Source organism: Plantactinospora sp. BB1, assembly GCF_003030385.1.
Classification (GTDB): domain Bacteria; phylum Actinomycetota; class Actinomycetes; order Mycobacteriales; family Micromonosporaceae; genus Plantactinospora.
Genome location: NZ_CP028159.1, coordinates 1,313,948 through 1,339,085, shown reverse-complemented (window position 1 = coordinate 1,339,085; position 25,138 = coordinate 1,313,948). Strand labels below are relative to the sequence as shown.

Annotated in this window: 17 protein-coding genes; 11 read left to right on the top strand and 6 right to left on the bottom strand. The window is 73.8% G+C overall.

Translation table 11 applies throughout. The features are described 5' to 3' along the window. The first annotated feature begins 284 nt into the window (after positions 1 to 284). The 3 genes from C6W10_RS05725 to C6W10_RS05715 all read left to right on the top strand — a co-directional run bounded on the left by C6W10_RS05725 (position 285) and on the right by C6W10_RS05715 (position 5,524). On the top strand, positions 285 to 1,397 hold the full coding sequence (locus C6W10_RS05725) for a hypothetical protein (protein WP_107257138.1): 1,113 nt from the start codon (positions 285 to 287) through the stop codon (positions 1,395 to 1,397). A gap of 70 nt (positions 1,398 to 1,467) precedes the next feature. Beyond that, positions 1,468 to 2,241: a hypothetical protein gene (locus C6W10_RS05720; RefSeq protein WP_234361634.1), complete on the top strand. Its 774-nt coding sequence runs from the start codon at positions 1,468 to 1,470 to the stop codon at positions 2,239 to 2,241. Between the two features lie 373 nt (positions 2,242 to 2,614). Further along, positions 2,615 to 5,524 carry a LuxR family transcriptional regulator gene (locus C6W10_RS05715; RefSeq protein WP_159104479.1) on the top strand — a complete coding sequence of 970 codons (2,910 nt, stop codon included), beginning with the start codon at positions 2,615 to 2,617 and terminating at the stop codon, positions 5,522 to 5,524. Here C6W10_RS05715 and C6W10_RS05710 read toward each other — a convergent pair. Next, on the bottom strand, positions 5,502 to 5,912 hold the full coding sequence (locus C6W10_RS05710; RefSeq protein ID WP_107257136.1) for a cupin domain-containing protein: 411 nt from the start codon (positions 5,910 to 5,912) through the stop codon (positions 5,502 to 5,504). The genes C6W10_RS05715 and C6W10_RS05710 overlap by 23 nt on opposite strands. 102 nt (positions 5,913 to 6,014) lie before the next feature. Between C6W10_RS05710 and C6W10_RS05705 the strand changes: the two genes are divergently transcribed. Next, on the top strand, positions 6,015 to 6,830 hold the full coding sequence (locus tag C6W10_RS05705; RefSeq protein ID WP_107257135.1) for an AraC family transcriptional regulator: 816 nt from the start codon (positions 6,015 to 6,017) through the stop codon (positions 6,828 to 6,830). A gap of 6 nt (positions 6,831 to 6,836) precedes the next feature. Here C6W10_RS05705 and C6W10_RS05700 read toward each other — a convergent pair whose 3' ends face one another. Further along, a complete protein-coding gene (locus C6W10_RS05700; RefSeq protein ID WP_199853877.1) occupies positions 6,837 to 7,628 on the bottom strand; it encodes a MerR family transcriptional regulator in 792 nt (263 codons plus the stop codon). 189 nt (positions 7,629 to 7,817) lie between these two features. Here C6W10_RS05700 and C6W10_RS05695 point away from each other — a divergent pair, with 189 nt between their 5' ends. Both C6W10_RS05695 and C6W10_RS05690 read left to right on the top strand, forming a co-directional pair. Continuing rightward, a complete protein-coding gene (locus C6W10_RS05695; protein ID WP_107257134.1) occupies positions 7,818 to 9,584 on the top strand; it encodes a thiamine pyrophosphate-dependent enzyme in 1,767 nt (588 codons plus the stop codon). A 34-nt stretch (positions 9,585 to 9,618) separates the two neighbouring features. Next, the gene (locus C6W10_RS05690) at positions 9,619 to 12,711 is read left to right on the top strand and encodes an FAD-binding and (Fe-S)-binding domain-containing protein (protein WP_107257133.1); all 3,093 of its coding nucleotides are present in this window, start codon (positions 9,619 to 9,621) and stop codon (positions 12,709 to 12,711) included. A 124-nt stretch (positions 12,712 to 12,835) separates the two neighbouring features. Here C6W10_RS05690 and C6W10_RS05685 read toward each other — a convergent pair whose 3' ends face one another. From C6W10_RS05685 to C6W10_RS05675, 3 genes are all read right to left on the bottom strand, one after another. Further along, entirely contained in the window at positions 12,836 to 14,635 is a 1,800-nt protein-coding gene (locus C6W10_RS05685) for a glycoside hydrolase family 15 protein (RefSeq protein ID WP_234361633.1), read from the bottom strand. 368 nt (positions 14,636 to 15,003) lie between these two features. Continuing rightward, positions 15,004 to 17,376, bottom strand: coding sequence for a tetratricopeptide repeat protein (locus tag C6W10_RS05680; RefSeq protein WP_107257132.1), 2,373 nt, complete (start codon positions 17,374 to 17,376; stop codon positions 15,004 to 15,006). A gap of 115 nt (positions 17,377 to 17,491) precedes the next feature. Further along, complete coding sequence (locus C6W10_RS05675) at positions 17,492 to 17,614, bottom strand: 50S ribosomal protein L36 (RefSeq protein ID WP_107257131.1); 123 nt, start codon at positions 17,612 to 17,614, stop codon at positions 17,492 to 17,494. Between the two features lie 279 nt (positions 17,615 to 17,893). Between C6W10_RS05675 and nhaA the strand changes: the two genes are divergently transcribed. After that, positions 17,894 to 19,777, top strand: a complete 1,884-nt coding sequence (gene nhaA / locus C6W10_RS05670; protein WP_107257130.1) for a Na+/H+ antiporter NhaA — start codon at positions 17,894 to 17,896, stop codon at positions 19,775 to 19,777. Between the two features lie 132 nt (positions 19,778 to 19,909). Next, positions 19,910 to 21,604 (top strand): discoidin domain-containing protein, encoded by a 1,695-nt coding sequence (locus C6W10_RS05665; RefSeq protein WP_107257129.1) that lies wholly within the window; start codon positions 19,910 to 19,912, stop codon positions 21,602 to 21,604. Positions 21,605 to 21,672: 68 nt separating this feature from the next. Here the strand turns inward: C6W10_RS05665 and C6W10_RS05660 are convergent, their stop codons facing one another. Further along, the gene (locus tag C6W10_RS05660; RefSeq protein ID WP_107257128.1) at positions 21,673 to 22,248 is read right to left on the bottom strand and encodes a Dps family protein; all 576 of its coding nucleotides are present in this window, start codon (positions 22,246 to 22,248) and stop codon (positions 21,673 to 21,675) included. Positions 22,249 to 22,410: 162 nt separating this feature from the next. Here C6W10_RS05660 and C6W10_RS05655 point away from each other — a divergent pair, with 162 nt between their 5' ends. The 3 genes from C6W10_RS05655 to C6W10_RS05645 all read left to right on the top strand — a co-directional run bounded on the left by C6W10_RS05655 (position 22,411) and on the right by C6W10_RS05645 (position 24,912). After that, entirely contained in the window at positions 22,411 to 23,250 is an 840-nt protein-coding gene (locus tag C6W10_RS05655; RefSeq protein WP_234361631.1) for an MEDS domain-containing protein, read from the top strand. Beyond that, positions 23,247 to 24,206, top strand: a complete 960-nt coding sequence (locus tag C6W10_RS05650) for a sensor histidine kinase (protein WP_107257126.1) — start codon at positions 23,247 to 23,249, stop codon at positions 24,204 to 24,206. The genes C6W10_RS05655 and C6W10_RS05650 overlap by 4 nt, the downstream gene beginning before the upstream one ends. Positions 24,207 to 24,423: 217 nt before the next feature. Then, positions 24,424 to 24,912 carry a GNAT family N-acetyltransferase gene (locus tag C6W10_RS05645; RefSeq protein WP_107257125.1) on the top strand — a complete coding sequence of 163 codons (489 nt, stop codon included), beginning with the start codon at positions 24,424 to 24,426 and terminating at the stop codon, positions 24,910 to 24,912. Positions 24,913 to 25,138 lie beyond the last annotated feature (226 nt).

Sequence of the window (25,138 nt, the reverse complement as noted above, 5' to 3'; positions counted from 1 at the left end):
GGTGTCATCGCCACCTGCTGTGCAGGGGCAGCCTCGGAGTGTGGCACAGCGGGGCGACATCCCGCCGCCCGGTCAGCAGGCTACCGCGCCACCCCCGCCGACCGGCCGGAACCGGCCCGGGTACTGGACCGATCCCGACGAACGGCTCCGGGCCGACTGCGAAAGTCGGCAGACCGGTGACCAACGTGCCGGTGGTGCACATCGACGGACGCCGGGTGGACTGCTTGGATGAGGCGTCGGTGCGATCCCGATCGGCGACGAGGCCGAGGAGAGGGAGCAGGGGAATGACCCAAGAGGACCGTTGGGACTTCTTCATCGCGTACGCGCCTGCGGACCGCGCCGCCGCGGAGGAACTGTACGACCTGCTCAGTCCGCCCTTCCGGGTCCTTCTCGACCACCGCAGCCTGCCCCCCGGCGACCCGTCGCTGGGCGCCACCGGCGCTGACCGGGACGGTCGGCTCCCCGCCGGGCGGCGCCGGGCGGCGGTCACCCTGCTACTGGTCCGGGGCGGCACCGACGGCGCCTACCAACAGTGGGCGGGGCCGGCCGGAGCGGTCGAACCGTCGCACGCGGAGGACGGCCGGCACCTGGTCGTGCCGATCCTGCTGGACGAGACGGCGACAGCCGCAGACCTGCCCCACGGGATGCCGTTCGAGCAGGCCGTCCCGGTCACCGCCACCGGTGGCCTGCGGCAGGTCGCCGAGCGGCTCCGCAGCACCCTGCGGCATCGGTTGGCGCTGCCGCCCGACGAACTGCTCCGCCGCTACCAGGAGCGGACGACGGTCGAGCGGGCCGTCCGGCTGGTACCCCGGGACGGCTTCGATCCGGCCGGACGACTCGGCCTGGAGACCCGCAAGTACGTCTTCGTCGGCGACTACGAGGAGCAGCGGCACCGTACCCTGCGCGAGATCCTCTCCAACCTCTGGATCGGGGACGCCTTCGAGCAGGTCGACAACTCCAACGGTCCCTGGTTGGCCCTCACCATCGAGTTGGGCGAGCTGAACCGCCGCAAGATGGACCTGCTGCCGGCGACCTGGAAGGCGGCGTTCCGGATCCTCTCCGACCCGACCCGGGCGGGGTGCTTCGAGGCGACCGACGAGGAACGCACCCTGCTCGGGCTGCCGCCCCGCAACTACTACTCCGACGACCAGCAGGCGTGGTATTCGAGCTGCACCACCCGGGAGCGCCGGTACACCCCGTGGGGTCCGGACTACTTCATCCGGGAGGTACTGGGGATCAGTTGGCTCTGCTTCACCGGTACCGGGATCACCCAGGGGGCCCGGCGGTCCAGCGGGCTGCCGTCGCGGGTCTTCTTCGTCCGGAACCTGCCGCTGCACGGGATCGACTACCGGATCCAGGACCTGGGCGTACCCGACGACGGCGTGGTGTTGGACTGACGCCCCGGTCACGGGATTGGAAGCCTCCGACGCGGGTACCCGGCGCATCTCCTACGACGGAGGTTGGCACATGTCGGAGCGGCATACCGTACTGCGCTCGATGCACGATCTCGGCCTGGCTGCCTGGTTCGGCGGCTCCCTGATGGGAGCGATCGGGGTCAACGGCGCGGCGGCGAAGGTGAGCGACTCGACCCAGCGGCTCGGGGTGGCCTCGGCCGGCTGGGCGAAATGGACGCCGGTGAACGCGGCGGCGATCGGCACACACGTCGCCGGTGCCGCCGGTGAGCTGATCACCGAGAGTCCACGGATGTTCGTCCAGGCCGGTGTGGGCCGGATGAGCGCCGTCAAGACCGGGCTGACGGTGGCGGCGCTGGCGGCGACCGGCTACAGCCGGATGCTCGGGATGCAGTTGGAGAAGACCGGCAAGGCGCCGGTGGTGGCGACGACGGCACCGGAGAACGGCACGCCGGCGGGCGTCGCGGCGCGGCAGCGACAGTTGCGGGTGTTGCAGTGGGTGATCCCGGCCCTGACCGGCGGACTGATCGTGGTCACCGCGTTCGCCGGTGAGCAGCAGAAGCCCGGCCAGGTGGTGCAGGGCGTGCTGAACCGGATGAACGGCTTCGGGCACCGGGCCAGGGGCGTGCGCGGGATGGCCACCAAGCAGGTGCGTGGGCTGGCCGGCATCGGCATGGGCGGGATGACCGGCAAGGGCCTGCGGGAGATGCTCGATCGGCGGATGCCCGGGATGGCCGGTCAGGGCGCGCGGGGGCTGGTGACCAGGGTGCTGCCCGGGGTGGCCGGACTGCGGGTGGCCCGGGGCGCGGTGGCGAAGTTCCGCCGCTGACGCCCGCCTCGCGGCGACGTGCCGCCGCGCGGGTGGCGGCGGGTCCTACCTGCGGGACCCCGTCGTCCCGTACTGCGGGAAGGTGGTGCCCGGCAGCGGGCACCATCCGCGACACCGCGCAACCGGGCCGGGCGACGTGCACCGGCAGTACGCCTCCGGCAGCCGCTCCCGGCGGTCACCCGCCCGGCAGCGCTGAGCTGCGGAAACGTCACCGGTGCCCGGGTGCGTCCCGGAGCCGTCGGCCATAGGTTCTCGGCGCGGTGGTGTCAATGGACTGATGACTGCTTATAGTTCGGCCCGATCGCTCTGGCATGGACGACCGTCTACGCGGTTACCTCGGACCAGGATCAGCCCATGTCCTGGAGGTACGCAGGTGCCGGTCACATCGCCGTCGGAGCCGACGGCCGTACCGCGACCGGCGGCGGCACCCGCCGTCGCCGCCCTGGTCGGTCGCGGTGCCGAGCTGGCCCGGACGGTCGCGCTGCTCGACGAGGACAGGTCACGGCCCAGGTTCCTGGTGCTGCACGGCGAACCGGGGATCGGCAAGAGCCGTCTCGTGGCCGAGCTGGCGAAGGTGGCCGCCGGCCGGGGCCGCAGGGTGCTGCTCGGCCGGGCGACCGAGTTCGAGCGCTCCCTCCCGTACGGGGTGCTGCTGGACGCGCTGGCCGGCGTACCCGATCATCTGGCCGAGCTGCACGCGTCGCTCGACACCCTCGCGCCGCGCGACCCCGACGGGCCGGGGCCGGCCACCGCCGCGGTCGAGCGGCACCGGCGGCACCGCCGGCTGCGCAGCCTGGTCACCGCCGCCGCCCGACCCGGCGGGGCGCTGCTGGTCTTCGACGACGTGCAGTGGGCCGACGACGCCTCCGTCGAGTTCCTCGGCTATCTGCTGCGGCATCCGCCGGACGCCCGGATGACGGTGGTGCTGGCGTTCCGGTCCGAGCAGTGCCCGCCGAGACTCGCCGAGGAACTCGCCCACCTGGCGCCGCTGCCCGAATGGCTCCGGCTCGACCCGCTGCGCGGCGCCGACGTCGACCAGTTGCTGCCGGCCGAGCCGGCGTCCCGGCGCCGGCTGCTGCACCAGGTCAGCGGCGGCAACCCGCTCTATCTGGAGCTGCTCGCCGGCACCTCGACGCAGGTCCTCGGCGCGCTGCGCCGGGGCGACTTTCCCGACGAGCCGGTGACCAGCGCCCTGCACGGCGCGATGGCGATCGAGATCCGCGGGCTCGGCCCGACCGAACGCCTGGTGCTCCAGGCCACCGCCGTGGTCGGGCCGGGCCTCGACATCGGCACCGTCGCCGCCGCGGCCGGAATCGACGCCCGACGTACCACCGCCGCGCTCGACGCGCTGGTCGCCCGCGACCTGCTCCGGCAGGTCGGCGCGAAGCTCGACTTCCGGCACTCGCTGGTGCGCGCGGTGGCGTACTGGCTGGCCGGTCCGGCCTGGCGGCTGGCCGCCCACCGTCGGGCCGCGGCCCATCTGGAACAGGGCGGCGCCCCGCTGACGCTCCGGGCGCACCACCTGGCCAAGGCGATCCAGCCGGGCGACGAGGCCGCCGCCGGGGTGCTCGCCACCGCCGCGATGACCACCATGGGTACGGCGCCGAGCACCAGCGCCGCCTGGCTGCGCGTCGCGCTGTCGGCGCTGCCGGACGGGCCCGGTCGATCGGAGCGGCGGGCCGAGCTGCGGCTGCTCTTCGCCAAGGCGCTCGGGGTGACCGGCCAGTTCGACGAGGCGCGGACCGTGCTGCACGATCTCGTCGCGGTCGCCGGCCCGCACCGGCACGCGGCGGTCGAGCAGCTCGCCGTGCTGGAGCGGCTGGCCGGCCGGCTCGACGTGGCCAGTGCGCTGCTCAGCACCGAGCTGGAACGGCTCGGCGCCACCGGCACGTCGCAGGCGATGCTGCGGCTGGAACTCGCGGTGACGGAGATGCTCGCCGGCCGCTGGCGGGCCGGTGCCCGGCACGCCGGCAAGACCATGGACCGGGCGCGCCAGGGCGGGTACCGGGGGATCGAGGCCGCCGCCAGCACCGTACTCGCCACCTGTGCGGTCGCCCGGGAGCCGCTGGCCACCGCCCGGCTACGGGTCTCGTACGCCGCCCGGATGATCGACGCCCTCGGCGACGTCGCGCTCCGCGACGAGCTGGGCGCGATCGCCCTGCTCGCCTGGGTCGAGGCGATGCTGGACCGGGTCGACGACGGGCTGGCACACGCCGAACGGGGCATCGAGGTGGGGCTGCGGTACGGGCGGATCCACGTGCACCCGCTGCTCTACGCGGCCCGGTCCGTGCTCTACGGCACGGTGGGCCGGGTCGACGACGCGTTGCGGGACGCCGAGGAGGCCGAGGAGATCGCCCGCTGGCAGGGGGGTGCCGAGGCGGCGACGCTGGCGGCGGCGGTACGGCTCCGGCCGCTGCTCTGGCTCGCCGGGCCGGACGCGGTACGCCCGGCCCTGGACCGGTTGCGCGGCAGCGCGGCGCCACGCTCCACCCTGTACCGGGCGGTGGTCCGGATGCACCTGGCGGAGGCGAGCGCGGCGGTCGGCGACGACACCGGCTGCCAGGAGTTGCTGGCCGACGCGGAGACGTACCGCTGCCTCGGGCCGGCCGAGGCGGGTGTCCTGGTGGTACGGGCACTCTCCGCCGCCGGAGCCGGTCGGGACGGATCGGTGCCGGCGGTGCCGGCGGGGCTGCCACCGCAGGCCCGGCGCTGGCTGGCCCGGGCCGCCGATGCCGCCGGTGACCTGCCCGGACGACTCGGGCTGGTCGGGATGGCCGGCGCGACCCTGGCCCTGGCGCACGGCGCCCCCGGTGACGCCGTGGCGGAGGTGGTGCCGGCGATCGACCAGTTGGGCGCGGCCGGGATGCCGGTGCCGGAGGGGCAGGCCCGGATGGTGCTCGCCGAGGCGCGGGCGGCGACCGGGGATCCGGGGTCGGCCCGCGAACAGCTCGGCCGGGCCAAGCGGCTCTTCTCGGCCAGCGGGGCGCGCTGGCTGGCGGGGCAGGCGGATCGGGCGCAGCGCCGGCTGGCGGCCCGGCTCTCCCGGCGGGCCGTGCCGGCGGACCGGGCCGGGGACGTGCCGGACGCGACGCATCCGCTGGCACTGCTGACCGGGCGGGAACGGGAGGTCGCCGAGTTGACGGTCACCGGCGCCACGTCCCGGGCCATCGCCCGGCAGCTCCAGATCAGCCCGCGTACCGTGGACGCGCACCTGATGCGGATCTACCGCAAGCTCGGGGTGACCTCCCGTACCGCCCTGGTCAGTCTGCTGGCCCGGGGTTGAGGCGCTCGGCCGCCGCCCCGTCGAGGAGCTCGGCGGGGCGGGTCAGTGGGCCGCCCGCCGTACCGGTGTTGAGCGTCCCGGCCGGTTCGACGAGCAGGATCGCGGTCTCCTCCTCCGCCACCGGGCAGTGCTCGACGTCGCGGGGCACCACGAACAGCTCGCCGGGGCCGAGGACGACGTCTCCGGTCCGCAGCCTGATGGTGAGCCGGCCGCTGAGCACCAGGAACAGCTCGTCGGTCTCCGGGTGGCGGTGCCAGACGAACTCGCCCTTCAGCTTGGCGAGCTTGATCTCGTAGTCGTTGAGATCGGCCACCTTCTTCTGGGTCCACAGCTCGGTGAACCGGCCGAGCCGCTCGGCCAGGTTGACGGGTACGGGAGACTCGGACACGCGTACGCCCTTCGGAAGTTCCGGTCGGTCTGCCGGCGGCGGCCGACGGACCCGGCACCGAGCGTCGCGCACCCCGCCGCGCCGGTCTTGTACGTTCCTGACATGGCAGGCGAGCGCCCCGGTACGACGATCAGCGCCTGGCGGCCGACGGTGCCCGGGATCGCCGAGGTCTTCCACGCGCACTTCACCGAGCACGCCTATCCGGCGCACACCCACGACACCTGGGATTTGATGATCCTCGACGGCGGATCGGTGGACTTCGCCCTCGACCGGCACCGGCACGGGATGACTGCCGGAAGCACCGTGCTGCTGCTCCCGCCCGGGGTCACCCACGACGGCCGGACGGTCACCCCGGCCGGCTTCCGCAAGCGGGTCCTCTACCTCGACACGACAGTACTGCCGGAGCGCCTGAGCGGCAGCGCGGTGGACGGCCCGGTCCTGGACGACGGGCTGCTGCGGCACCGGATCCACCAGTTGCACGCCGCGCTCGGCCATCCCGGCGACGCGTTCGAGGCGGAGTCCCGGCTCGCCCTGATCCGGGAACGGCTGCACGAGCACCTCGACGCGCTCGGACCGGCTGCCCCGGGTGGCCGGTCGGACCGGCTCGCCACCCGGCTGCGGGAACTGCTGGACGCCAGGATCCCGGTCGGGATGTCCCTGGCGGAGGCGGCGACGATCCTGGACGCCCATCCCAGCCACCTGATCCGGTGCTTCACCCGCAGCTACGGCCTGCCGCCGCACGCGTACCTGACCGGCCGGCGCGTCGACCGGGCCCGCCGGCTGCTGCTGGCCGGCGAGCGACCGGCGAGCGTGGCCGTGGCGGTCGGTTTCCACGACCAGGCCCACCTGCACCGGCACTTCGTCCGGCACCTCGGCACCACACCGGGCCGCTACGTTCGCCGTCGAGCCGCGAGCTGACGGCGGTCAGTGGTCGCCGGGCGCGACCCGGCCGGTGCCGGGGTGGGCGGCGGGGTCGCGATCCGGGCCGGGGTGGCCGGTCGGGGCGCCGTCCGGGGCGGTCGGGCCGGTGGCCGCGGCCGCCGTGCAGGCGTTCTCGGCGACGACCCGGAACGCCTCGCTGAGCAGCCGGGCCAGGCCCGGGACCAGCGCCGCCGTCTCGGTCTCCGGCTGCTGCCCGGCGGGGGCCGGGGACGCGGTCCGGCGCAACCGCGCCAACCGGGTGCCGGCGGCCGGCACCAGCTCGTCGGTGACCGGGCGGAGCCGGTCCAGTACCTCGCCGAGCAGGCGCAGCGCGGCCAGCACCGGTACGCCGGCCTGGTGCAGGTCGAGTGCGGGCTGCACGGCCCGGGGGCGGGCCGCGGTGACCGAGCCGTCCTGGGCGCGTACCAGCACGCCGTGCCGGGCGAGGCTGTGCAGCAGGGCGGGGTGCTCGGCGGCCAGCCGGTTCAGCGCGGTCGTCAGCGGTTCGGCGGGCGGCGGCAGCGGCTGGCGTACCCCGAGCATCGCCTCGATGGCGACCAGGTTGAAGCCCTGCCGTTGCAGCGCCTTGATGCTCTCCAGCCGGCGTACGTGGCCGGCGCCGTAGTAGGCGGTCCGGCCGTACCGGGCCGGCGGGGCGAGCAGGCCGCGGGCCTGGTGCGCCCGGATGTTGCGCGGGGACATTCCGACCAGCCGGGCGAGGGTGTCGATGGTGTACCGCGGGGTCGCCGGTGCCGAGCCGACGCGGTCGCCGAGCTGGGACACAGTAACCGTCACGGCCTCTCCTCACGTCCTGGGGATTCGAACCTACCGATGCGACCCGGCGTGCGGGTATTGGTGAAATTACTGCCGTCGTCGGTGAACACCTCCGCCGGTTGGATGGGACTTACCCGGTTTGATGCCGGCCCTCCGGGTTTGCCGGAATAATTCGGTCTGTCGCCGGGAGACGGCACCGGGGGGTCAGCGATGCGGAAGATAGTCGGAGAGGCGCTGGCCGACCGGCTGTGCGACTGGGGGGTCGACACGGTCTTCGGGTTGCCCGGCGACGGCATCAACGGGCTGATGGAGGGCTTCCGCCGACTCCGTGACCGGCTCCGCTTCGTGCTGGTGCAGCACGAGGAGGCGGCGGCCTTCATGGCCACCGGCTACGCCAAGGCGACCGGCCGGCTCGGGGTCTGCGTCGCCACCTCCGGCCCCGGCGCCATCCACCTGCTCAATGGCCTCTACGACGCGAAGCTCGACCACGTACCGGTACTGGCGATCACCGGCATGCAGGAGACCTCGGTCCTCGGCTCGCAGTACCAGCAGGAGGTGCACACCACCCAGTTGTACGCCGACGTCGCCGGGTACAACCTGATGGTGACGAACCCGCAGCAGGTGCCGGGGGTCGTCGACATCGCCATCCGCAGCGCCCTGGCCGGGCGGAACGTGGCACACCTGACCTTCCCCAACGACATCTCGGTGGCCGAGGCCGGCACCGACCCTTACCGGCACGTCAGCCCCGGGGCACCGCCGGTGAGCAGTCCGGCGCTGTCCTACCCGCCGGTGCCGGCCGCAGCCGACGAACTCGACCGGGCCGCCCGGGTGCTCGGCGAGGGCCGGAAGATCGCGATGCTGGTCGGGGTCGGCGCCCGGGACGCCCGCGACGAGGTGCTGGCCGTCGCCGACCGCCTCGGCGCGCCGATCGTCAAGACGCTGCCCGGCAAGCAGGTGGTGCCGGACGAGCATCCGCTGACCACCGGCGGCCTCGGACTGCTCGGCACCCGGCCCAGCGAGGAACTGATGGAGGAGTGCGACACCCTGCTGATGGTGGGCACCTGCTTCCCGTACCGCAAATACCTGCCGGCACCGGACCGGGTCCGGGTGGTGCAGATCGACCGGGACGCCAGCCAGATCGGCATGCGGCTGCCGGTGGAGGTGGCGATCTCCGCCGACGCCGGTACCGCGCTGCGGCAGCTGCTGCCACTGCTGGACCGGGCCGCCGAACGGTCGTTCCTGGAGAAGTACCAGGATGCCGCGACGCGGTGGCGGGCCGAGATGGCGGCGCTGCGCGACCCGGGACGGCGGCCGGTCGCCCCGCAGTACCTGATCGGGTGCGTCGACGAACTGGCCGCCGACGACGCGATCCTGACCTGCGACTCGGGCACCGTCGCCACCTGGTCGGCCCGGTACTGGACGATCCGGGGCGGCCGCGAATACCACCTCTCCGGCAACCTGGCCACGATGGCCTGCGGCCTGCCGTACGCGATCGCGATGCAGCTCGCCTTCCCCGGCCGGCAGGTGATCGCGTACGTCGGGGACGGCGGCTTCGCGATGCTGATGGCCGAGTTCCTCACCGCCGTCCGGCACGACCTGCCGGTGAAGGTGATCGTGAACAACAACAACTCGTACGGGCAGATCCTCTGGGAGCAGATCCTGCTCGGCTATCCCGAGTACGCCGTCCGGCACCGTGAGCCGGCGGCGGACTTCTCCGCCTGGGCGCGCAGTTGCGGCGGGTACGGCGTCAAGGTGACCGAGCCGGGGCAGGTGTCGGACGCGGTCCGGACGGCGCTGGCGCACCCGGGTCCGGCACTGGTCGACTGCACCGTCAACCCGAACGAGCCGCCGATGCCCGGCCGGATCCGCTACGAGCAGGCCAAGGAGTTCACCGAGGCGTTCCTGCGCGGGCAGCCGCACCGGATCGCCACCCTGGCCACCGTCGCCCGCGACAAGATCCGGCAGCTCCGGTCGTGATCGCCGGGCAGCGTCGGAGCCCGGTGTCCCGGTCGTGAGCACCGTCTCGCTGCCGGACCCGGTGACCCGCGCCCCCGGGAGCGGCCACGTCGACCTGGGCCGGCTGGCGGCCGAGCTGCGGGCCACGGTCGACGGCGAGGTGCGGTTCGACGCCGGCAGCCGGGCCGCCTACTCCACCGACGCCTCCAACTACCGGCAGATCCCGCTCGGGGTGGTGGTGCCGCGCACCGTCGAGGCGGCGGTGGAGACGGTCGCGGTCTGCCGGCGCTTCGGCGCCCCGGTGCTCTCCCGGGGCGGCGGCACCAGCCTGGCGGGCCAGTCCAGCAACGTCGCGGTGGTGCTGGACTGGTCGAAGTACTGCTCGCGGCTGCTGGACGTGGACGCCGAGCGACGTACCTGCCTGGTCGAGCCCGGCATCGTCCGGGACACCCTCAACGAGCGGCTCGCCCCCCTGGGTCTGGAGTTCGGCCCGGAGCCGGCCACCCACGACCACTGCACAGTCGGCGGCATGATCGGCAACAACTCCTGCGGGGCGAGCGCCCAGCGCACCGGCAAGGTGGTCGACAACGTCGTCGAACTGGAGGTACTCCTCTACGACGGCACCCGGATGTGGGTCGGCGCCACCGACGACGACCGGTACGCCGGGATCCAGCGCGGCGGCGGCCGCCCGGCCGAGGTGTACCGGCAGCTCCGGGCGCTGCGCGACGAGTACGCCGACGAGATCCGGCGACGCTATCCCGACATCCCCCGCCGGGTCTCCGGATACAACCTGGACAGTCTCCTGCCGGAGCGGGGCTTCCACGTCGCCCAGGCCCTGGTCGGTGCCGAGGGGACCCTGGTGACGATCCTGCGGGCCCGGCTGCGGCTGGTACCGGTGGTTCGGGCCCGCTCGCTGGTGCTGCTCGGCTATCCGGACATCGCGGCGGCCGCCGACGACGTGCCCCGGGTGTTGCCGTTTCAGCCGATCGCGCTGGAGGGCGTCGACGACAAGCTGATCGACTTCGAGAAGCGCAAGCAGCTGCACCCGGCGGCCCTGCACCTGGTGCCGCCGGCCGGCGGCTGGCTGATGGCGCAGTTCGGTGCCGACAGCCAGCCGGAGGCGGACGAGGCCGCCGCCCGGTTCGCCGAGGCGATGCGCCGGCCGGGCGGGCCGAGCGTGCGCCGCTTCGTCGACCCGGCGCACGAGGCGCAGCTCTGGGCGGTCCGGGAGTCCGGGCTCGGCGCCACCGCCTTCGTCGCCGGGATGCCGGACACCTGGCCCGGCTGGGAGGACTCGGCGGTCGCACCGGACCGGCTCGGCGACTACCTGCGCGAGCTGCGCACGCTCTACCGGGAGTACGACCTCGACCAGGCCTCGATCTACGGCCACTTCGGCCAGGGCTGCCTACACAACCGGCTGCCCTTCCCGCTGACCACGGCCGACGGGATCGCCCGGTTCCGCTCCTTCCTGGAGCGCGCCGCCAGCCTCGTCGTCTCGTACGGCGGCTCGCTCTCCGGCGAGCACGGCGACGGGCAGGGCCGGGCCGAGCTGCTGCCGGTGATGTTCGGCGACCGGCTGGTCCGGGCCTTCGGCCAGCTCAAGGCGATCTTCGATCCGGACGACCGGATGAATCCCGGCAAGGTGGTCGCCCCGCTGCCGCTGGACAGCACGCTGCGGATCGGCCCCGACTACCGGCACGGGGACGTCGACACCGTCTTCGGCTATCCGGACGACGGGGGAAGCTTCGGCCGGGCCGTACTGCGCTGCGTCGGGGTGGGCAAGTGCCGACGCCAGCACGGCGGGGTGATGTGTCCGTCGTACCAGGTGACCCGGGAGGAGAAGCACTCCACCCGGGGCCGGGCGCGACTGCTCTTCGAGATGCTGGACGGCACCGCCCGGGGCGGGCCGGTCGGGGCCGGCTGGCGCTCCGAGGAGGTACGCGACGCCCTCGACCTCTGCCTGGCCTGCAAGGGCTGCAAGTCCGACTGCCCGCTCAACGTGGACATGGCGACCTACAAGGCGGAGTTCCTCTCCCACCACTACGCCGGTCGGCTCCGGCCCCGGGCGCACTACTCGATGGGCTGGCTGCCGCTGGCCGCCGCCCTCGCCGCCCGGGCGCCCCGGCTGGTCAACGCGGTGTTCCGGCTGCCCGGGGCGACCCCGCTGGTCAACGCGGTCGGCGGGATCGACCGGCGCCGCGAGTTGCCGCTCTTTGCCGACCAGACGTTCCAGCGCTGGTTCAGGGCTCGTCGCCCCGGTGGTACCGGCAGCCGGGGCGAGGTGCTGCTCTGGCCGGACACCTTCAGCAACCACTTCTCCCCGGCGGTCGGGCAGGCCGCCGTGGAGGTGCTGGAGGCGGCCGGTTGGCGGGTACGGGTGCCGGAGCAGGCGCTCTGCTGCGGGCTCACCTGGATCTCCACCGGGCAACTGCACACTGCGCGGCGGGTGTTGCGGCGCAGCGTCGAGATCCTCCGGCCGTACCTGCGCGCCGGTACCCTCGTCGTCGGCCTGGAGCCGAGCTGTACGGCGGTGTTCCGCTCCGACGCCGCCGAACTCTTCCCCGACGACGAGGACGTCGCCACGCTGCGCCGGCAGACCGTCACGCTCGCCGAACTGCTGCACGAGCACACCCCCGACTGGCGTCCGCCGACGCTGCCCGCCCAGGCCCTGGTGCAGACGCACTGCCACCAGCACGCCGTACTCGGCACCGCCGCCGACCGGGCGGTGCTGGCCGGGGCGGGGATCGCCGCCACCTTCCTCGACTCCGGCTGCTGCGGGCTGGCCGGCAACTTCGGCTTCGAGCAGGGGCACTACGACGTCTCGGTGGCCTGTGCCGAGCGGGTACTGCTGCCCGCGGTGCGCGCCGCCGACCCGGACGTCGCGGTACTCGCGGACGGGTTCAGCTGCCGGACCCAGATCGAGCAGGGTGCCGCGAACGGTCGCCGGGCGGTGCACCTCGCCGAACTGCTCCGGGCCGGACTGCGGGGCGAGCGGCCGCTGCCCCGTCCGGAGCGGCGCTGGGCGGCCCGGCCCCGTCCACCGGCCTCGCCGGTCCGTGCCCTGGTCGGCGCGGCGGTCGGGATGGCCGGTACCGCCGCCCTCGCCGCCGTACTGTCCGCCCTGGCCGGCGCCCGCCGCCGCCCCTGACCGCGTTGACCGTGGCTGCCGCCGCCCGTGACCGGTGCTGGTCGTGAGCGCCGCCGCCCGTGAGCGCCGCCGCCCGTGAGCGTCGCTGGCCGTGAGCGTCGCTGGCCGTGCGCGTCGGGTGGGGTCAGCGCCGGTCCGCGTCACCGGCGGCGTCGCTCAGCGTCACCGCCGTCTCCAGGAGCAGCGCGTGCACGAACGCCTGTGGCAGGTTCCCCCGGAGCAGCCGCTGCGGTACGTCGTACTCCTCGCTGTAGAGGCCGGGCGAGCCGCAGCCGGAGCGGTTGCGTTCGAACCAGCGCGCCGCGCCGACCGGATCCCCGGCCTGGTGCGCGGCGAGGGCGGCGAGGAAGCCGCAGAGCAGGAACGCCCCCTCGGCGTGGCCCAGCGGGCGCTCGTCCGGGCGGAACCGGTAGAGGTGGGTGTCCTCGGCGAGGGTGTCGAGGACCGCGTGCCGGGTCGCGACCGCGCGCGGGTCGGAGGCCGGGACGGCGCCCCGGATCACCGGCAGCAGCAGCGCCGCGTCGACCCGGTCGTCGTCGTAGCAGCGGCGCCAGCGGCCGGACGGATGCACACCGTGCCGCCCGGTGTCGGCCAGTACCGCGTCGGCGAGGCCCGCCCAGCGCCCGGCCTGGGCCGCCGGTGCCAGCCGGGCCACCGCGCGCAGCCCGGCCACGCAGGTGAGCTTGGAGTGCGTCCACTGCCGCGGTTCCAGCTCCCACATCCCGGAGTCGGGCTCCCGCCACCGCCTCCCGATCACCTCGACGGCCGTTTCGACGGCCCGCCAGCCGTCCAGGTCGAGCCGCTGCCGACGGGCGGCCTCGGCGAGCAGCAGCAGGCACTCGCCGAAGACGTCGAGCTGGAACTGGTCGCGGACCAGGTTGCCGGTGTGCACCGTGCCGCCCGGATAGCCGGGCAACCAGGGCAGCGCCTCCTGCGCCGGTATCGGTGCGCCGGCGACCGTGTAGGCCGGGGCGGTCCGTGCGCCGTCGGCGAGCAGCCGGTCCCGGATGAAGGCGACCGCACCGTCCAGCAGGTTGTGGTCACCGGCGGTCGCGGCGGCCCGGCCCGCGTAGCACTGGTCGCGGATCCAGGCGTAGCGGTAGTCGTAGTTGCGTCCCGCCCGGGCCCGCTCGGGCAGCGAGGTGGTGGCGGCGGCGACCAGGCCACCGCCGGGCCGGGTCATCCCGCGCAGCAGCGCGTGCGCGAACCGGGCGTCGCGGCGGGCCAGGCAGCCGGTGAGCGGCACGGCCGCCGACCGCCAGGCGTGCTCGGTGGTCCGCCACGTCTCGTCCGGGTCCGGCACCCGCTGGTCGAGCGCCGCGGTGGAGACCTCCAGGACCAGGTCGTGGCGGCCGCCGGCCGGCAGGCTCAGTACCCCCTCCAGTGCGCCGTCGCCGACCGGCCGGAACGGGGCGTCGGCAGTGAACCGCAGGTGCAGCGGGCCGGTGCGGGCCGTCCACGACCCGTCGACGGTACGCAGGTCACGCAGGGGCTCCCGACCGAAGTTCGCCCGGGGCTCCAGCCATACCGAGAGCCGGATCGGGCAGCCGAGCGTCCGGATCCGGCGCAGCAGGACCAGCCGGGACGGGTCGGCGGGAAAGGCCAGTGCCTCCTGGTACTCGATGATCCCGTCGGTACCGACCCAGCGGCTGGTCCAGATCAGGGAGTCGGGTTCGTAGTACCCGCCCCAGACGAAGCGCGGATCGGTCGGGACGATGCTGTAGTGGCCGGCACCGCCGAGCAGGCTGCTGAACACGGCCGGGCTGTCCCAGTGCGGGGCGCAGAGCCAGCTCACGTTCCCGGCCGGGTCGACCAGCGCACCCCGGTGACCGTCGGCGAGCAGCGCATACTCGCGCAGCGCGTACGGTCCGGGCTGTCGCCGGTCCACCGTCGGGCTCTGCTCATCCGGGTCGCCGGACCGCACCCTCGCTCCTCACTTCGCCCCTACCGGTCGCCGACGCCGTGCCCGGTGCGGGCGCGGGTGGGCCGGCCCGACGGACTACCCGGCGCAGACCGTCCGACACCGCCCGTTCGGTGGCCGGTCCGGCGGAGGCGGCAGCGACGGCCGTGCCGGGCGGTGCTGTCCAACGGTGTCCAACCCGGTCCAAGATCCAGCCCCTGGGGCCTCGCCGGGCGGCAGAGTCGGTCCCGCACACCGGGTGGCCCGGACGACGAGGGGGTGTCCGGGTGTGCCGGGCCGACGTGGCCACCCGTCGGCCCGGCACCCCGCAGCGGCCGTCGGGCCGACCGGGATGCGGAGGTGCGATCGAGGCCGGAAAGCCGGGGGACGGGTCAGCGGCGCGCTGTCCGGCCGAGCCGGTCGAGGCGGGCCTTCACCTGCTCGGCGTCCGGGTGGTCGAGGCCGTCCAGGATGTCCAGCGCCCGGTGCCAGGCATCCGAGGCGGCGTCGAGGTCACCGATCGCCGACTGGGTCTCGCCGAGCCGGGTGAGCAGGTCCGCCTCCTGGTAGCGGTGTCCGAGCTCCCGCCAGAGCGCGTACGAGTGCTGGTACGACTCGGCCGCCTCCCGGTACCGGCCGAGCTGGTGCTGGGCGTGCCCGAGGCTGTCCCAGCCGTCGGCGGCACCGAACCGGTCGTCGAGTTCGAGCAGTATGTCGAGGGCCTGTCGGCAGTACTCGACGGCCTCCTCGTGGTGTCCGAGCCAGCTCAGGCACCAGCCGATGTTGTTGAGCGCCCGGCCCTGTCCGGAACGGCTGCCGGCGGCGGTGAACAGTTCGAGCGCCTCCCGGCTGTGCCGCAGCGCGTCGGGGTAGCGGTTCTGCCGGACCGCGATCCAGCTCAGGTCGAACTGGATCCGGCCCTGGCCGAGCCGGTCGGCGGCCAGCCGGTAGAGCCCGCGTGCGGTGTCCAGGTGGTCGACGGCCCGGTCGATCTGTCCCAGGTGGATCTGGGCCCGGCCGAGACTGCGCCGGGCGTGTGCCTCCTCGGCCGGATCGCTCAGCCGCCGGGCCGCCGCCACGGCGAGTTCCTGCACCGCCGCCCACCGGTGCCAGTGCCCGCGCCGCTCCATCGCGTGCGCCATGGTGCGGGTCAGCCGGCACAGGTGCCGGTCGAGTCCGGCGGCGGCGGCCTCCTCGGCGATGGCGAGCAGCGCCGGCAGTTCGAGGTCGAACCAGGCCAGCGCGGCGCAGTGGTCGGCGATCTGCCCCGGCGTGACGCCGGGCGAGGCGGTAAGCAGCGGGATCGGGTCACGGTGCGGGTCCAGTCGGCGATCCGCGGCGTGCGCCGTGTGCAGGTAGTGGTCGAGTACCCGCGCGGTGGCGGCCCGCCGCTCCTGCTCCGGATCGACCCCGGCGGTCAGTTCGGCCGCGTACGCGACCAGCAGGTCGTGACAGGCGTACCGCCCGGGGCCCTGTTCGGCGACCAGGTTGGCGTCGGTCAGCTCGGCGAGCAGTGGCCGGACCCGGGACGGTGGCAGGCCGGTGAGGCTGGCCACCGCCGGTGCGCCGACGCTGGGCCCGGGGTGCAGGGCGAGCAGCCGGAACAGCCGGGCGGCCTCGGGGCCGAGTGCCCGGTACGACCACGAGAAGACGGCGCGTACGTCGGAGGCGGGATCGCTGCCGGCGAAGGCGGCGAGTCCGCCCCGGGCGTCGCGGAGTTCCCCGGCCAGCGCGTCGAGCGGAAACTCGGGGTGCAGGGCGGCCCGGGCGGCCACGATCGCCAGGCCCAGCGGCAGTCGGGTGCAGGCGGTGATGATGTCGTCGACGGCCTGCGGTTCGGCCGCCACCCGGGCCGGACCGATCCGGGCGGCCAGCAGCTGCCGGGCCTCGGCACTCGTCAGCAGGTCCAGGGTGATCGGCCGGGCGCCTCCGGTGCTGACCAGACCGGCGAGCTGGTTGCGGCTGGTCACCAGTACCCGGCAGGCGGGACCACCGGGCAGCAGCGGGCGCACCTGGTCGGCGTCCCGGGCGTTGTCGAGCAGCACCAGGACGTGCCGTTCGGCGAGCAGCCCCCGGTAGAGGGCGGCCTGTGCGTCCAGGGTCGCCGGGATGCGCTGCGGCGGCACCCCGAGGGCGTCCAGCAGGGTACGGATCGCCTCGGCCGGGCCGACCGGCGCTCCGGTCGGGTCGAAGCCGCGCAGGTTGAGGTAGAGCTGCCCGTCGGCGAACCGGTCGGCGACCCGGTGTGCCCAGTGCAGTGCGAGCGCGGTCTTGCCGACCCCGGCGGTGCCGGAGACGGCGGTGATCAGTGCGACCGGCGCGGCCGGGTCCGCCTCCAGCAGCCGGTCGAGTGCGGCGAGTTGGCTGGCCCGGCCGGCGAAGCCGGGCACGGCCGGCGGAAGCTGGCGCGAGGACGGGACCGCCGGGGTGACCGTCGTCGCGGCGGAACGGCGTCGTTCCTCGACCTGGTCCCGGGCGGTGGCCAGGGCGCCCTGCTCGCCGGGGGTGGCGCCGAGCAGCCGGATCAGGATGTCGAACCGGTCGGTGGGTGGCAGCACCCGGCCGGCGAAGTACTCGCCGAGGATGCCCCGCGACCAGCCGGTCTTGGCGGCCAGCTCCCGGTAGGTGAGCGGGCTGGCCCCCTCCAGCCGGGCCTCCCGGCGCCGGAGTTGACGCAGCAGCGCGGCCAGTTCGGCGACGGTCTCCACCCGGGCCACCTCCCGGTGCGACAGCCCCGGCGATCGTTCGCCCGACCGGTCGGTCACCCGTCCTCCATGGCTCGCGGTCATCGACCTGCGCAGTGTGGTGGAACGGTCACAATATATCTACCCGCGTCACTGACATATCCACCGCGTCACTGACGCGCCGGGACGCTCGGGGTCAGCCCTGGCGGCTCTTCCACTTCGGGTTGGCGCGGTTGATCACGACTACCCGGCCGCGCCGGCGTACGACCACCGAGCCCGGCTTCTGCTTCAACGCCCGGAGCGAGCTGCGGACCTTCATGACTGCTCTCCTCCGCCTCGTACCGGCGGCTGCTCCGCCGGTTTCCGTCGGGCACAACCACCGGCGCGGGGTGCGGATTCCCGCCGGGGTTCGGCGGAGCGGCCCAGGCGACCGGGGAGAACGTGGTAAATCTCGGGGGAGTCGACACTCCCGGCGGCGGGCACTCGGGTGCGGGGCCGTGCGGGCCGGGTCCGGCGGGCCGTCCGTCGGGTTCGTGCCCGGCAGTGGGGATAGCTGACCGGACGGGGGATACCGGTGACCGAGCGGCCTTCGTCCCGGATGTCCGGTCGGACGGCGTGGGCCCAGGACATCGCCGCGCCGTTGCGGCGGTTCGCGCGTACCGAGGCGGGCAGCTCCGGGGTACTGGTCGCGGCCGTCGTCGCGGCGCTGGTCTGGGCGAACGTCGACAACTCGTCGTACGAGGCGGTGTGGGGCACCGAGCTCTCGATCCGGCTCGACGGCGTCGGCGTGGCGCACGACCTGCGTACCTGGGTCAACAGCGGCCTGATGACCATCTTCTTTCTGGTGGTGGGGCTGGAGGCGCGCCGGGAGTTCGATCTCGGCGACCTGCGGGACCGGCGGCGGTTCGTGCTCCCGCTCGCGGCCGGCGTGCTCGGCATGGTGATCCCGGTCGGGATCTACCTGCTGGTCAACCGGGGCGGTCCCGGCGCGCACGGCTGGGGTGTGGCGATGTCCACCGACACCGCGCTCGCCCTCGGGCTGATCTCGCTGCTCGGGCGCGGCGTACCCGACCAGGTGCGGATCTTCCTGTTGACCGTCTTCGTGGTCGACGACCTGGTGGCGCTGGTCGTCATCGCGGTGGTCTACACCGAGCACGTCTCCGTGGTGCCGCTGGGGGTGGCGATCGGGCTCTTCGCGGCACTGCTCGGGCTGCGGGCGCTCGGTGTGCGGCGTGGGCTGGTCTACCTGCCGTTCTGCGTCGCGCTCTGGGCGGCGCTGCTGGCCAGCGGCGTGGAGCCGGTGGTGGCCGGGCTGGCCATCGGGCTCACCGCGACCGCGTACTCGCCGGCCCGGGGTGCCCTGGAGTACGCCAGCGGCCTGTTCAAGCTCTTCCGGGAGCAGCCCACCGCCGAACTGGCCCGCAGTGCCACGGTCGGGCTGACCCGTACCCTGTCGCCGAACGACCGGCTCCAGCGGATCTACCACCCGTGGTCGAGTTTCCTCATCGTCCCGCTCTTCGGTCTGGCCAACGCCGGCATCGTGCTCGACGCCGGCTTCCTCGCCCGGGCCGTCACCGCGCCGGTGACCGTGGGCGTCTTCCTCGGGTACGTCGTCGGCAAGCCGGTCGCGGTGGTCGGGGTCTCCTGGCTGGTGGACCGGGTCACCGGTGGCCGGATCCGGCCGGCGGTCGGCTGGGCCGGGGTACTCGCCAGCGGCACCATCTCCGGCATCGGCTTCACCCTGTCGCTGCTGATCGCCACCCTCGCCTTCCAGGACGACCAGCTCGCCGAGGCGAAGGTCGGGGTGCTGGCCGCCTCGCTGGTCGCCGCCCTGCTCACCTGGATCGTCTTCCGAATCACCTCGGCGTTGCCGAAGCCGCAGCGGACCCGGGCACTGCTCGGCGACGCGGACCAGCTCCTCGACCTCGTCCCGCCGGTCGACCCGCGCCGGGACCATGTCCGCGGTCCGGCGGACGCCTCGGTCACCGTGGTCGAGTACGGCGACTTCCAGTGCCCGTACTGCGGTCAGGCCGAACCGGCGGTACGCGAGCTCTTGACCGACGTGGACCTGCGCTACGTCTGGCGGCACCTGCCGCTGACGGACGTCCATCCGCAGGCACAGCTCGCGGCGGAGGCGGCCGAGGCGGCGGCCGCCCAGGGTGCCTTCTGGGAGATGCACGACCTGCTCTTCGACCACCAGGACCGGCTGCGCATCGACGACCTGATCGGGTTCGCCGGCGACCTCGGCCTCGACCGGGAGCAGTTCGAGGCGGACCTGATGACGAACGAGCACGCGGCCCGGGTCGCCAGGGACGTGGACTCGGCCGACATCAGCGGGGTCTCCGGTACCCCGACCTTCTTCATCAACGACCGCCGGCACTACGGCGCGTACGACATCGAGACCCTGACCCGGGCGGTCAAGATCGCCCGGGCGCGGGCCCGGATCGAACCCCGGCGGCGCCGGCGGTCGGGCCGGGACTGAGCGGGGGAAGTTCTCTTCTTTCTGCTCGACACTCCAATTTTTCACGCTGGTGTCTAACTATTGCGAGAACGAGTCGGGTCCTGGCAGGCTGAGGCATCGATCCGCATCCCTTCCCCCCGAGGAGCGGCAGCCATGGCGCTACCACGCCGACGATTCCTGACCTCCACGGCGGCCGGCGGAGCCCTGGCCGCCGTCGCCACCACCGAACTGCTCACGGCGATGACCCGCCCGGCCGGCGCGGCCAGCCCGCCCGGCGACGTGGTCGGCAAGATCTCGGTCGGCTACCAGGGCTGGTTCGCCTGCCCCGGCGACGGCGCACCGATCGGCGGCTGGTGGCACTGGAGCCGCGACCGGTTCCAGCCGCCGTCGCCGGCCAACACCACCATCGTCTCCTGGCCGGATCTCCGCGAGCTGGACCGGCGCTATCCCACCGCATACCCGAACCTCGGCAACGGCGCCCCGGCCGAACTCTTCTCCTCCTACGACCAGCAGACCGTCGACACGCACTTCCGATGGATGCGCGAGCACAACTGCGACACCGCCGCGCTGCAACGCTTCAACCCGATGGGCGACGAGGGGCCGACCCGGGACGCGATGGCGGCCAAGGTCCGGGCCGCCGCCGAACGCTTCGGTCGCAAGTACTACATCATGTACGACGTCACGAGCTGGACGAACTTCCAGACGGAGATCAAGACCGACTGGTCGACGAAGATGTCGGCGCACACCTCCTCACCGGCGTACGCGCGGCAGAACGGCAGGCCGGTCGTCTGCGTCTGGGGCTTCGGCTTCAACGACCCCGGCCGCCCGTTCCCGCCGGCACCCTGCCTGGACGTGGTCAACTGGTTCAAGGCGCAGGGCTGCTACGTGATCGGCGGGGTGCCGACGTACTGGCGGGAGGGGATCAACGACTCCCGGCCCGGCTTCCTCGACGTCTACCACGCGTTCAACATGATCTCGCCGTGGATGGTCGGCCGCACCGGCACCCTCGACGGGCTGGACTGGTTCTACACCAACGTCAACCGGCCCGACCAGGCCGACTGCGACGCCCGGGGGATCGACTACCAGCCGTGCGTGATGCCGGGCGACCTCTCCTCCGGGCACCGCCGGCACGGCGACTTCTACTGGCGGCACCTCTACAACATGATCCGGCTCGGGGCCCAGGGCCTCTACGTCTCGATGTTCGACGAGTTCAACGAGGGCAACCAGATCGCCAAGACCAGCGAGACCCAGGCGACCACCCCGGCCGGCGCCGGCATCCGGGCCCTGGACGAGGACGGCACGTTCTGCTCCTCCGACTACTACCTGCGGATCACCGCCGACGGTGGCCGGATGCTCAAGGGGCAGCTCCCGCTGACCCCGGTCCGGCCCACCCCGCCGGTCGCCGGTGGCGGGCCCGGTCCGCAGCCCGGCACCAACCTGGCGCGCGGCCGGCCGACCGCCGAGAGCGGGCACGTCCAGCACTACGGCTCGGGCAACATCGTCGACGGCAACCCGGACAGCTACTGGGAGAGCCCCAACCACGCCTTCCCGCAGTGGGTGCAGGTCGACCTTGGGGCGGGTACGGCGGTCGGGCGGCTCGTGCTCAGGCTGCCGCCCTCGCCCGCCTGGGGCGCCCGTACCCAGACCCTGGCGGTACGCGGCAGCACCGACGGCAACTCCTTCGGCACCCTGTCGGCGTCGGCCCCGCGCCGGTTCGACCCGGCCGCCGGCAACACCGTCACGGTCACCTTCCCGGCCACCCCGGCCCGGTACGTCCGGCTGGAGTTCACCGGCAACACCGGCTGGCCCGCCGGGCAGCTCTCCGAGCTGGAGGTCTATCCGAGCTGATGTCAGCGCCGGGCCACGGCACCCCGACCAGGTGGTCAGCGCCGGGCCATGGCACCTCGACCAGGTGGTCAGCTCCGGGCCAGCGGCACCTCGACCAGGTGTTCGGCGAGGAACCACGCCTGCAACTCACCGGTGCGGAGCACGTTCGACACCAGCAGGTCGTTGCTGCCGTCGTCACCCGCCTCGGCCACCCGCCCGGCGGCGTCGCGTACGTCGATCAGGATCGTCTCGTGCGCCTCCAGCAGCCGGGAGAGCATCACCGGCACCTGTTCGGCGCCGTCCGGCGGCCGGGGGATCCGGGTGATCTCGGCGACGTGCCGGGGATCGCCGACCGCCACCCCGCCGAGCGTCTGCACCCGCTCGGCGAGCATGTCGACGAGCGCCAGTTGCTCGCCGGCGTGCTTGTCGAGCAGCAGGTGGAGCTGGTAGAAGGTGGGGCCGCGCATCAACCAGTGGTGCTTCTTGTAGAGGGCGTACAGGATCTGGGTGTCCGCCAGCACCTGGTTGAGCCGCTGGCAGGAGTACATCCGGGCGTTCGAGGAGAGCCCGAGCGGAAACTGCCGTACGGTGCCGAACTCCTGGATCCGCCCGTCGTGCTGGTGCAGCCACGGCTGACTTCCGACGGTTTGTCCCGGACCGCTCATCGCACGCCCCTTCCGTCCGGCGACGGTGCTAGCAGACAGGCGGCTACCCCGGCGTCGCGGCGGCAAACCCGGTCGACGGGGCAGGTCAGGGGCCGACCGGAGGGCGACGTGCCGGTTACCCGGCGGATGACCGTCGGGCGCGCCCGAACTACACTCTCGGATGTGGCAACCAGCATGATCGACCTTCGTACGGATGCGCCGTACGGTCATGTCTGCTGGTCCTACGACGATCCGGCGGCATTCGACCAGCGGGCCCGGCGGTTCCTCGCCGAGGGGCTGGCCGCCGGGGAGCGTGTCTGGTATGTCCTGCCCGGGAAGCCGGAGCCGGTCGTCGAGCGGCTGGCCGGGCTGGTCGAGTTCGCCGACGCGCTGCGGCGGGGCGCCGCCGAGGTGGTCGCACTCGACTCGACCTATCCGGGCGACGTCATCGACCCCATGGAGCAGGTACGCCGCTACACGGCCGCGACCGAGGCGGCCCTGGCCGCCGGCTACACCGGGCTGCGGGTCGTGGCGGACGCGACGTCGCTGGTGCGTACTCCGGCCCAGCTCGCGGCGTTCGCCCGCTACGAGCATGTGATCGACCGTTACATGCGAGTCCGGCCGCTCTCGGCGATGTGCGCCTACCACCGGCCCGAGCTGGGTGACCGGACGGTCGCCGACCTGGCCTGCCTGCACCCGGTGAGCAACGTCCCGGACGTCCTGTTCCGGCTCTACGCCTGCCATCCCGGCGACGGCGCCGCCGCGCTGGCGGGGGAGCTGGACACCCTCAACCACGAGATGTTCGCCACCGCCCTGGAGCACGCCGACCTGAACCCGGTCGACGGCGAGCTGGTGGTGCGCGCCGGCGAACTGCGGTTCATCGACCACAACTGCCTCACCCGGCTGCACGACTACGCCGGTGGCCGGGACGCCACCGCCGTGCTGCGGACCCCGTGGAGCGCCGCCGCCCGCCTGGTGGAGATGCTCGGGCTCTCCGGGGTGCGGGTCGAGGCCGCCCGATGAGGACAGGCGCCGCCGCCGGCCACGAGGGTTACTACCACGAGGCCGTGACATACCACTCCGACGACGAACTCCTCGCGGTGGTGCTGCCGTTCCTGCTCGGCGGCGTCTCGGCCGGGGAGCCGACGGTGGTCTCCCTCGGCGAGCGGACCGGGGCGCTGGTCCGGGCCGCGCTGCCGGCCGGCTCCGGCGTCACCTTCCTGCCCGGCGGTGACCTCTACGCCCGCCCGGCCGTCGCGATCCGGTCCTACCAGCAGATGTTGGCCGGATACGTCGCCGAGGGCGCCCGGCAGATCCGGATCATCGGGGAGGTGCCCCGGGCCGCGCTCGGCGCGACCTGGGACTGGTGGGCCCGCTACGAGTCGGCGATCAACCACGCGTACGACAGCTTCCCGCTCTGGAGCATGTGCGCGTACGACACCAGGATCACTCCGGCGCCGGTGCTCGAGGACGTGCTGCGTACCCACCCCCGGGTGGTCACCGCCGACGGCCGCCGGCCGAGCGAGACGTACACCGAGCCGAAGGCGTACCTGACCGAGGAGCGAGCGGCGCTGCCGGATCCGATCCAGCGGACGCCGCCGCTCGTCGAACTCGTCGACCCGTCGCCGACCCGGGCCCGGCAGGCGGTCTACCAGGCCGACTCCGGGGTGCTCCCGATCGAGGAGGTCGAGGACCTGGTCGTCGCGGTCAGCGAGACGGTGACGAACGCCCTGCGGCACGGCCGTCCGCCGGTCCGGTTCCGGCTCTGGGTCGGCGTGGACCGGATCGTGGTCGCGGTCAGCGACGAGGGCGGCGGCCCGGCGGACCCCTTCGCCGGGCTGCTGCCGGCGGCCGACGGCGGCGCGGGCGGGCTCGGCCTGTGGATCACCTACCAGTCGTGCAACCACGTGTCGATCAACCGGAGCCCGGGCGCCTTCACCCTCCGGCTGACCGCCGGCAATCCGCACTTCACCGACTGACGCCGCGCACCCGCCTCGGATAGGGTGTCACCGTCTATCGCTGTCTGACGACGAGGGTGGAGATGGCCGACGCCCGCACCCGAGCCCACGCCCGCGCTGACGCCGACGCACAGGCCCAGATCCACGCTGACGCCCACGCCCACGCCCACGCCGACGCCGACGCCGACGCCGACGCGGTGCGGGGCAGGTCCGCCCCGGCGGCGGCCGGAGGCCGCTGATGCGGATCCGGGCGATGGAGCCGGGCGACGCCGCCACCGTGCTCGCGATCTACCAGGCCGGGCTGGACACCGGACAGGCGAGCTTCGAGACCGTCGCGCCGAGTTGGCCGGCGTTCGACGCCGGTCGGCTCGCCGCGCATCGGCTGGTGGCGGTGGACGACGACGGTACGCTGCTCGGCTGGGTCGCGGTCAGCGCGGTCTCCACCCGGGCCGTCTACGCCGGGGTGGTCGAACACTCCGTCTACGTCCATCCCGCCGCCCAGGGCAGGGGAGTGGCGCGGGCCCTGCTGGACGCGTTGATCGCCTCGACCGAGGCCGCCGGGATCTGGACGATCCAGTCCGGGGTCTTTCCGGAGAACGCCGCCAGCCTCACCCTGCACGAGCGGGCCGGCTTCCGGGTCGTCGGCGTACGGGAGCGGGTCGGGCGGCACCACGGCAAGTGGCGTGACGTGGTGCTTCTGGAGCGGCGCAGCCCGACGGTCGGCTGATCCGGGGAGTCTCCGGCGACACCGCGCTCGGCGGCGGGCTGTCCGCGATCGGGGGAGCCGGCGGTGTCGGCCACCATCGGCGTCTGCTGTGTCGCTATGGCGGACCAACCCGCATTTGGGAGGCCAGCCGGCGCCGGGATTCCGGCCCGGCCGCGACCCCGGCGCCGCCGTCCGGAGTGGAGCACCCCCTGTCGGAACGCCTTTCCGCAGGCGATACTGGAAATTG

Coding starts and splice junctions, on each gene's coding strand:
- C6W10_RS05645 (WP_107257125.1), top strand. CDS start 24,424: ATGCGGATCCGGGCGATGGAGCCGGGCGACGCCGCCACCGTGCTCGCG.
- C6W10_RS05725 (WP_107257138.1), top strand. CDS start 285: ATGACCCAAGAGGACCGTTGGGACTTCTTCATCGCGTACGCGCCTGCG.
- C6W10_RS05705 (WP_107257135.1), top strand. CDS start 6,015: ATGGCAGGCGAGCGCCCCGGTACGACGATCAGCGCCTGGCGGCCGACG.
- nhaA (WP_107257130.1), top strand. CDS start 17,894: ATGTCCGGTCGGACGGCGTGGGCCCAGGACATCGCCGCGCCGTTGCGG.
- C6W10_RS05660 (WP_107257128.1), bottom strand. CDS start 22,248: ATGAGCGGTCCGGGACAAACCGTCGGAAGTCAGCCGTGGCTGCACCAG.
- C6W10_RS05650 (WP_107257126.1), top strand. CDS start 23,247: ATGAGGACAGGCGCCGCCGCCGGCCACGAGGGTTACTACCACGAGGCC.
- C6W10_RS05665 (WP_107257129.1), top strand. CDS start 19,910: ATGGCGCTACCACGCCGACGATTCCTGACCTCCACGGCGGCCGGCGGA.
- C6W10_RS05695 (WP_107257134.1), top strand. CDS start 7,818: ATGCGGAAGATAGTCGGAGAGGCGCTGGCCGACCGGCTGTGCGACTGG.
- C6W10_RS05720 (WP_234361634.1), top strand. CDS start 1,468: ATGTCGGAGCGGCATACCGTACTGCGCTCGATGCACGATCTCGGCCTG.
- C6W10_RS05675 (WP_107257131.1), bottom strand. CDS start 17,614: ATGAAGGTCCGCAGCTCGCTCCGGGCGTTGAAGCAGAAGCCGGGCTCG.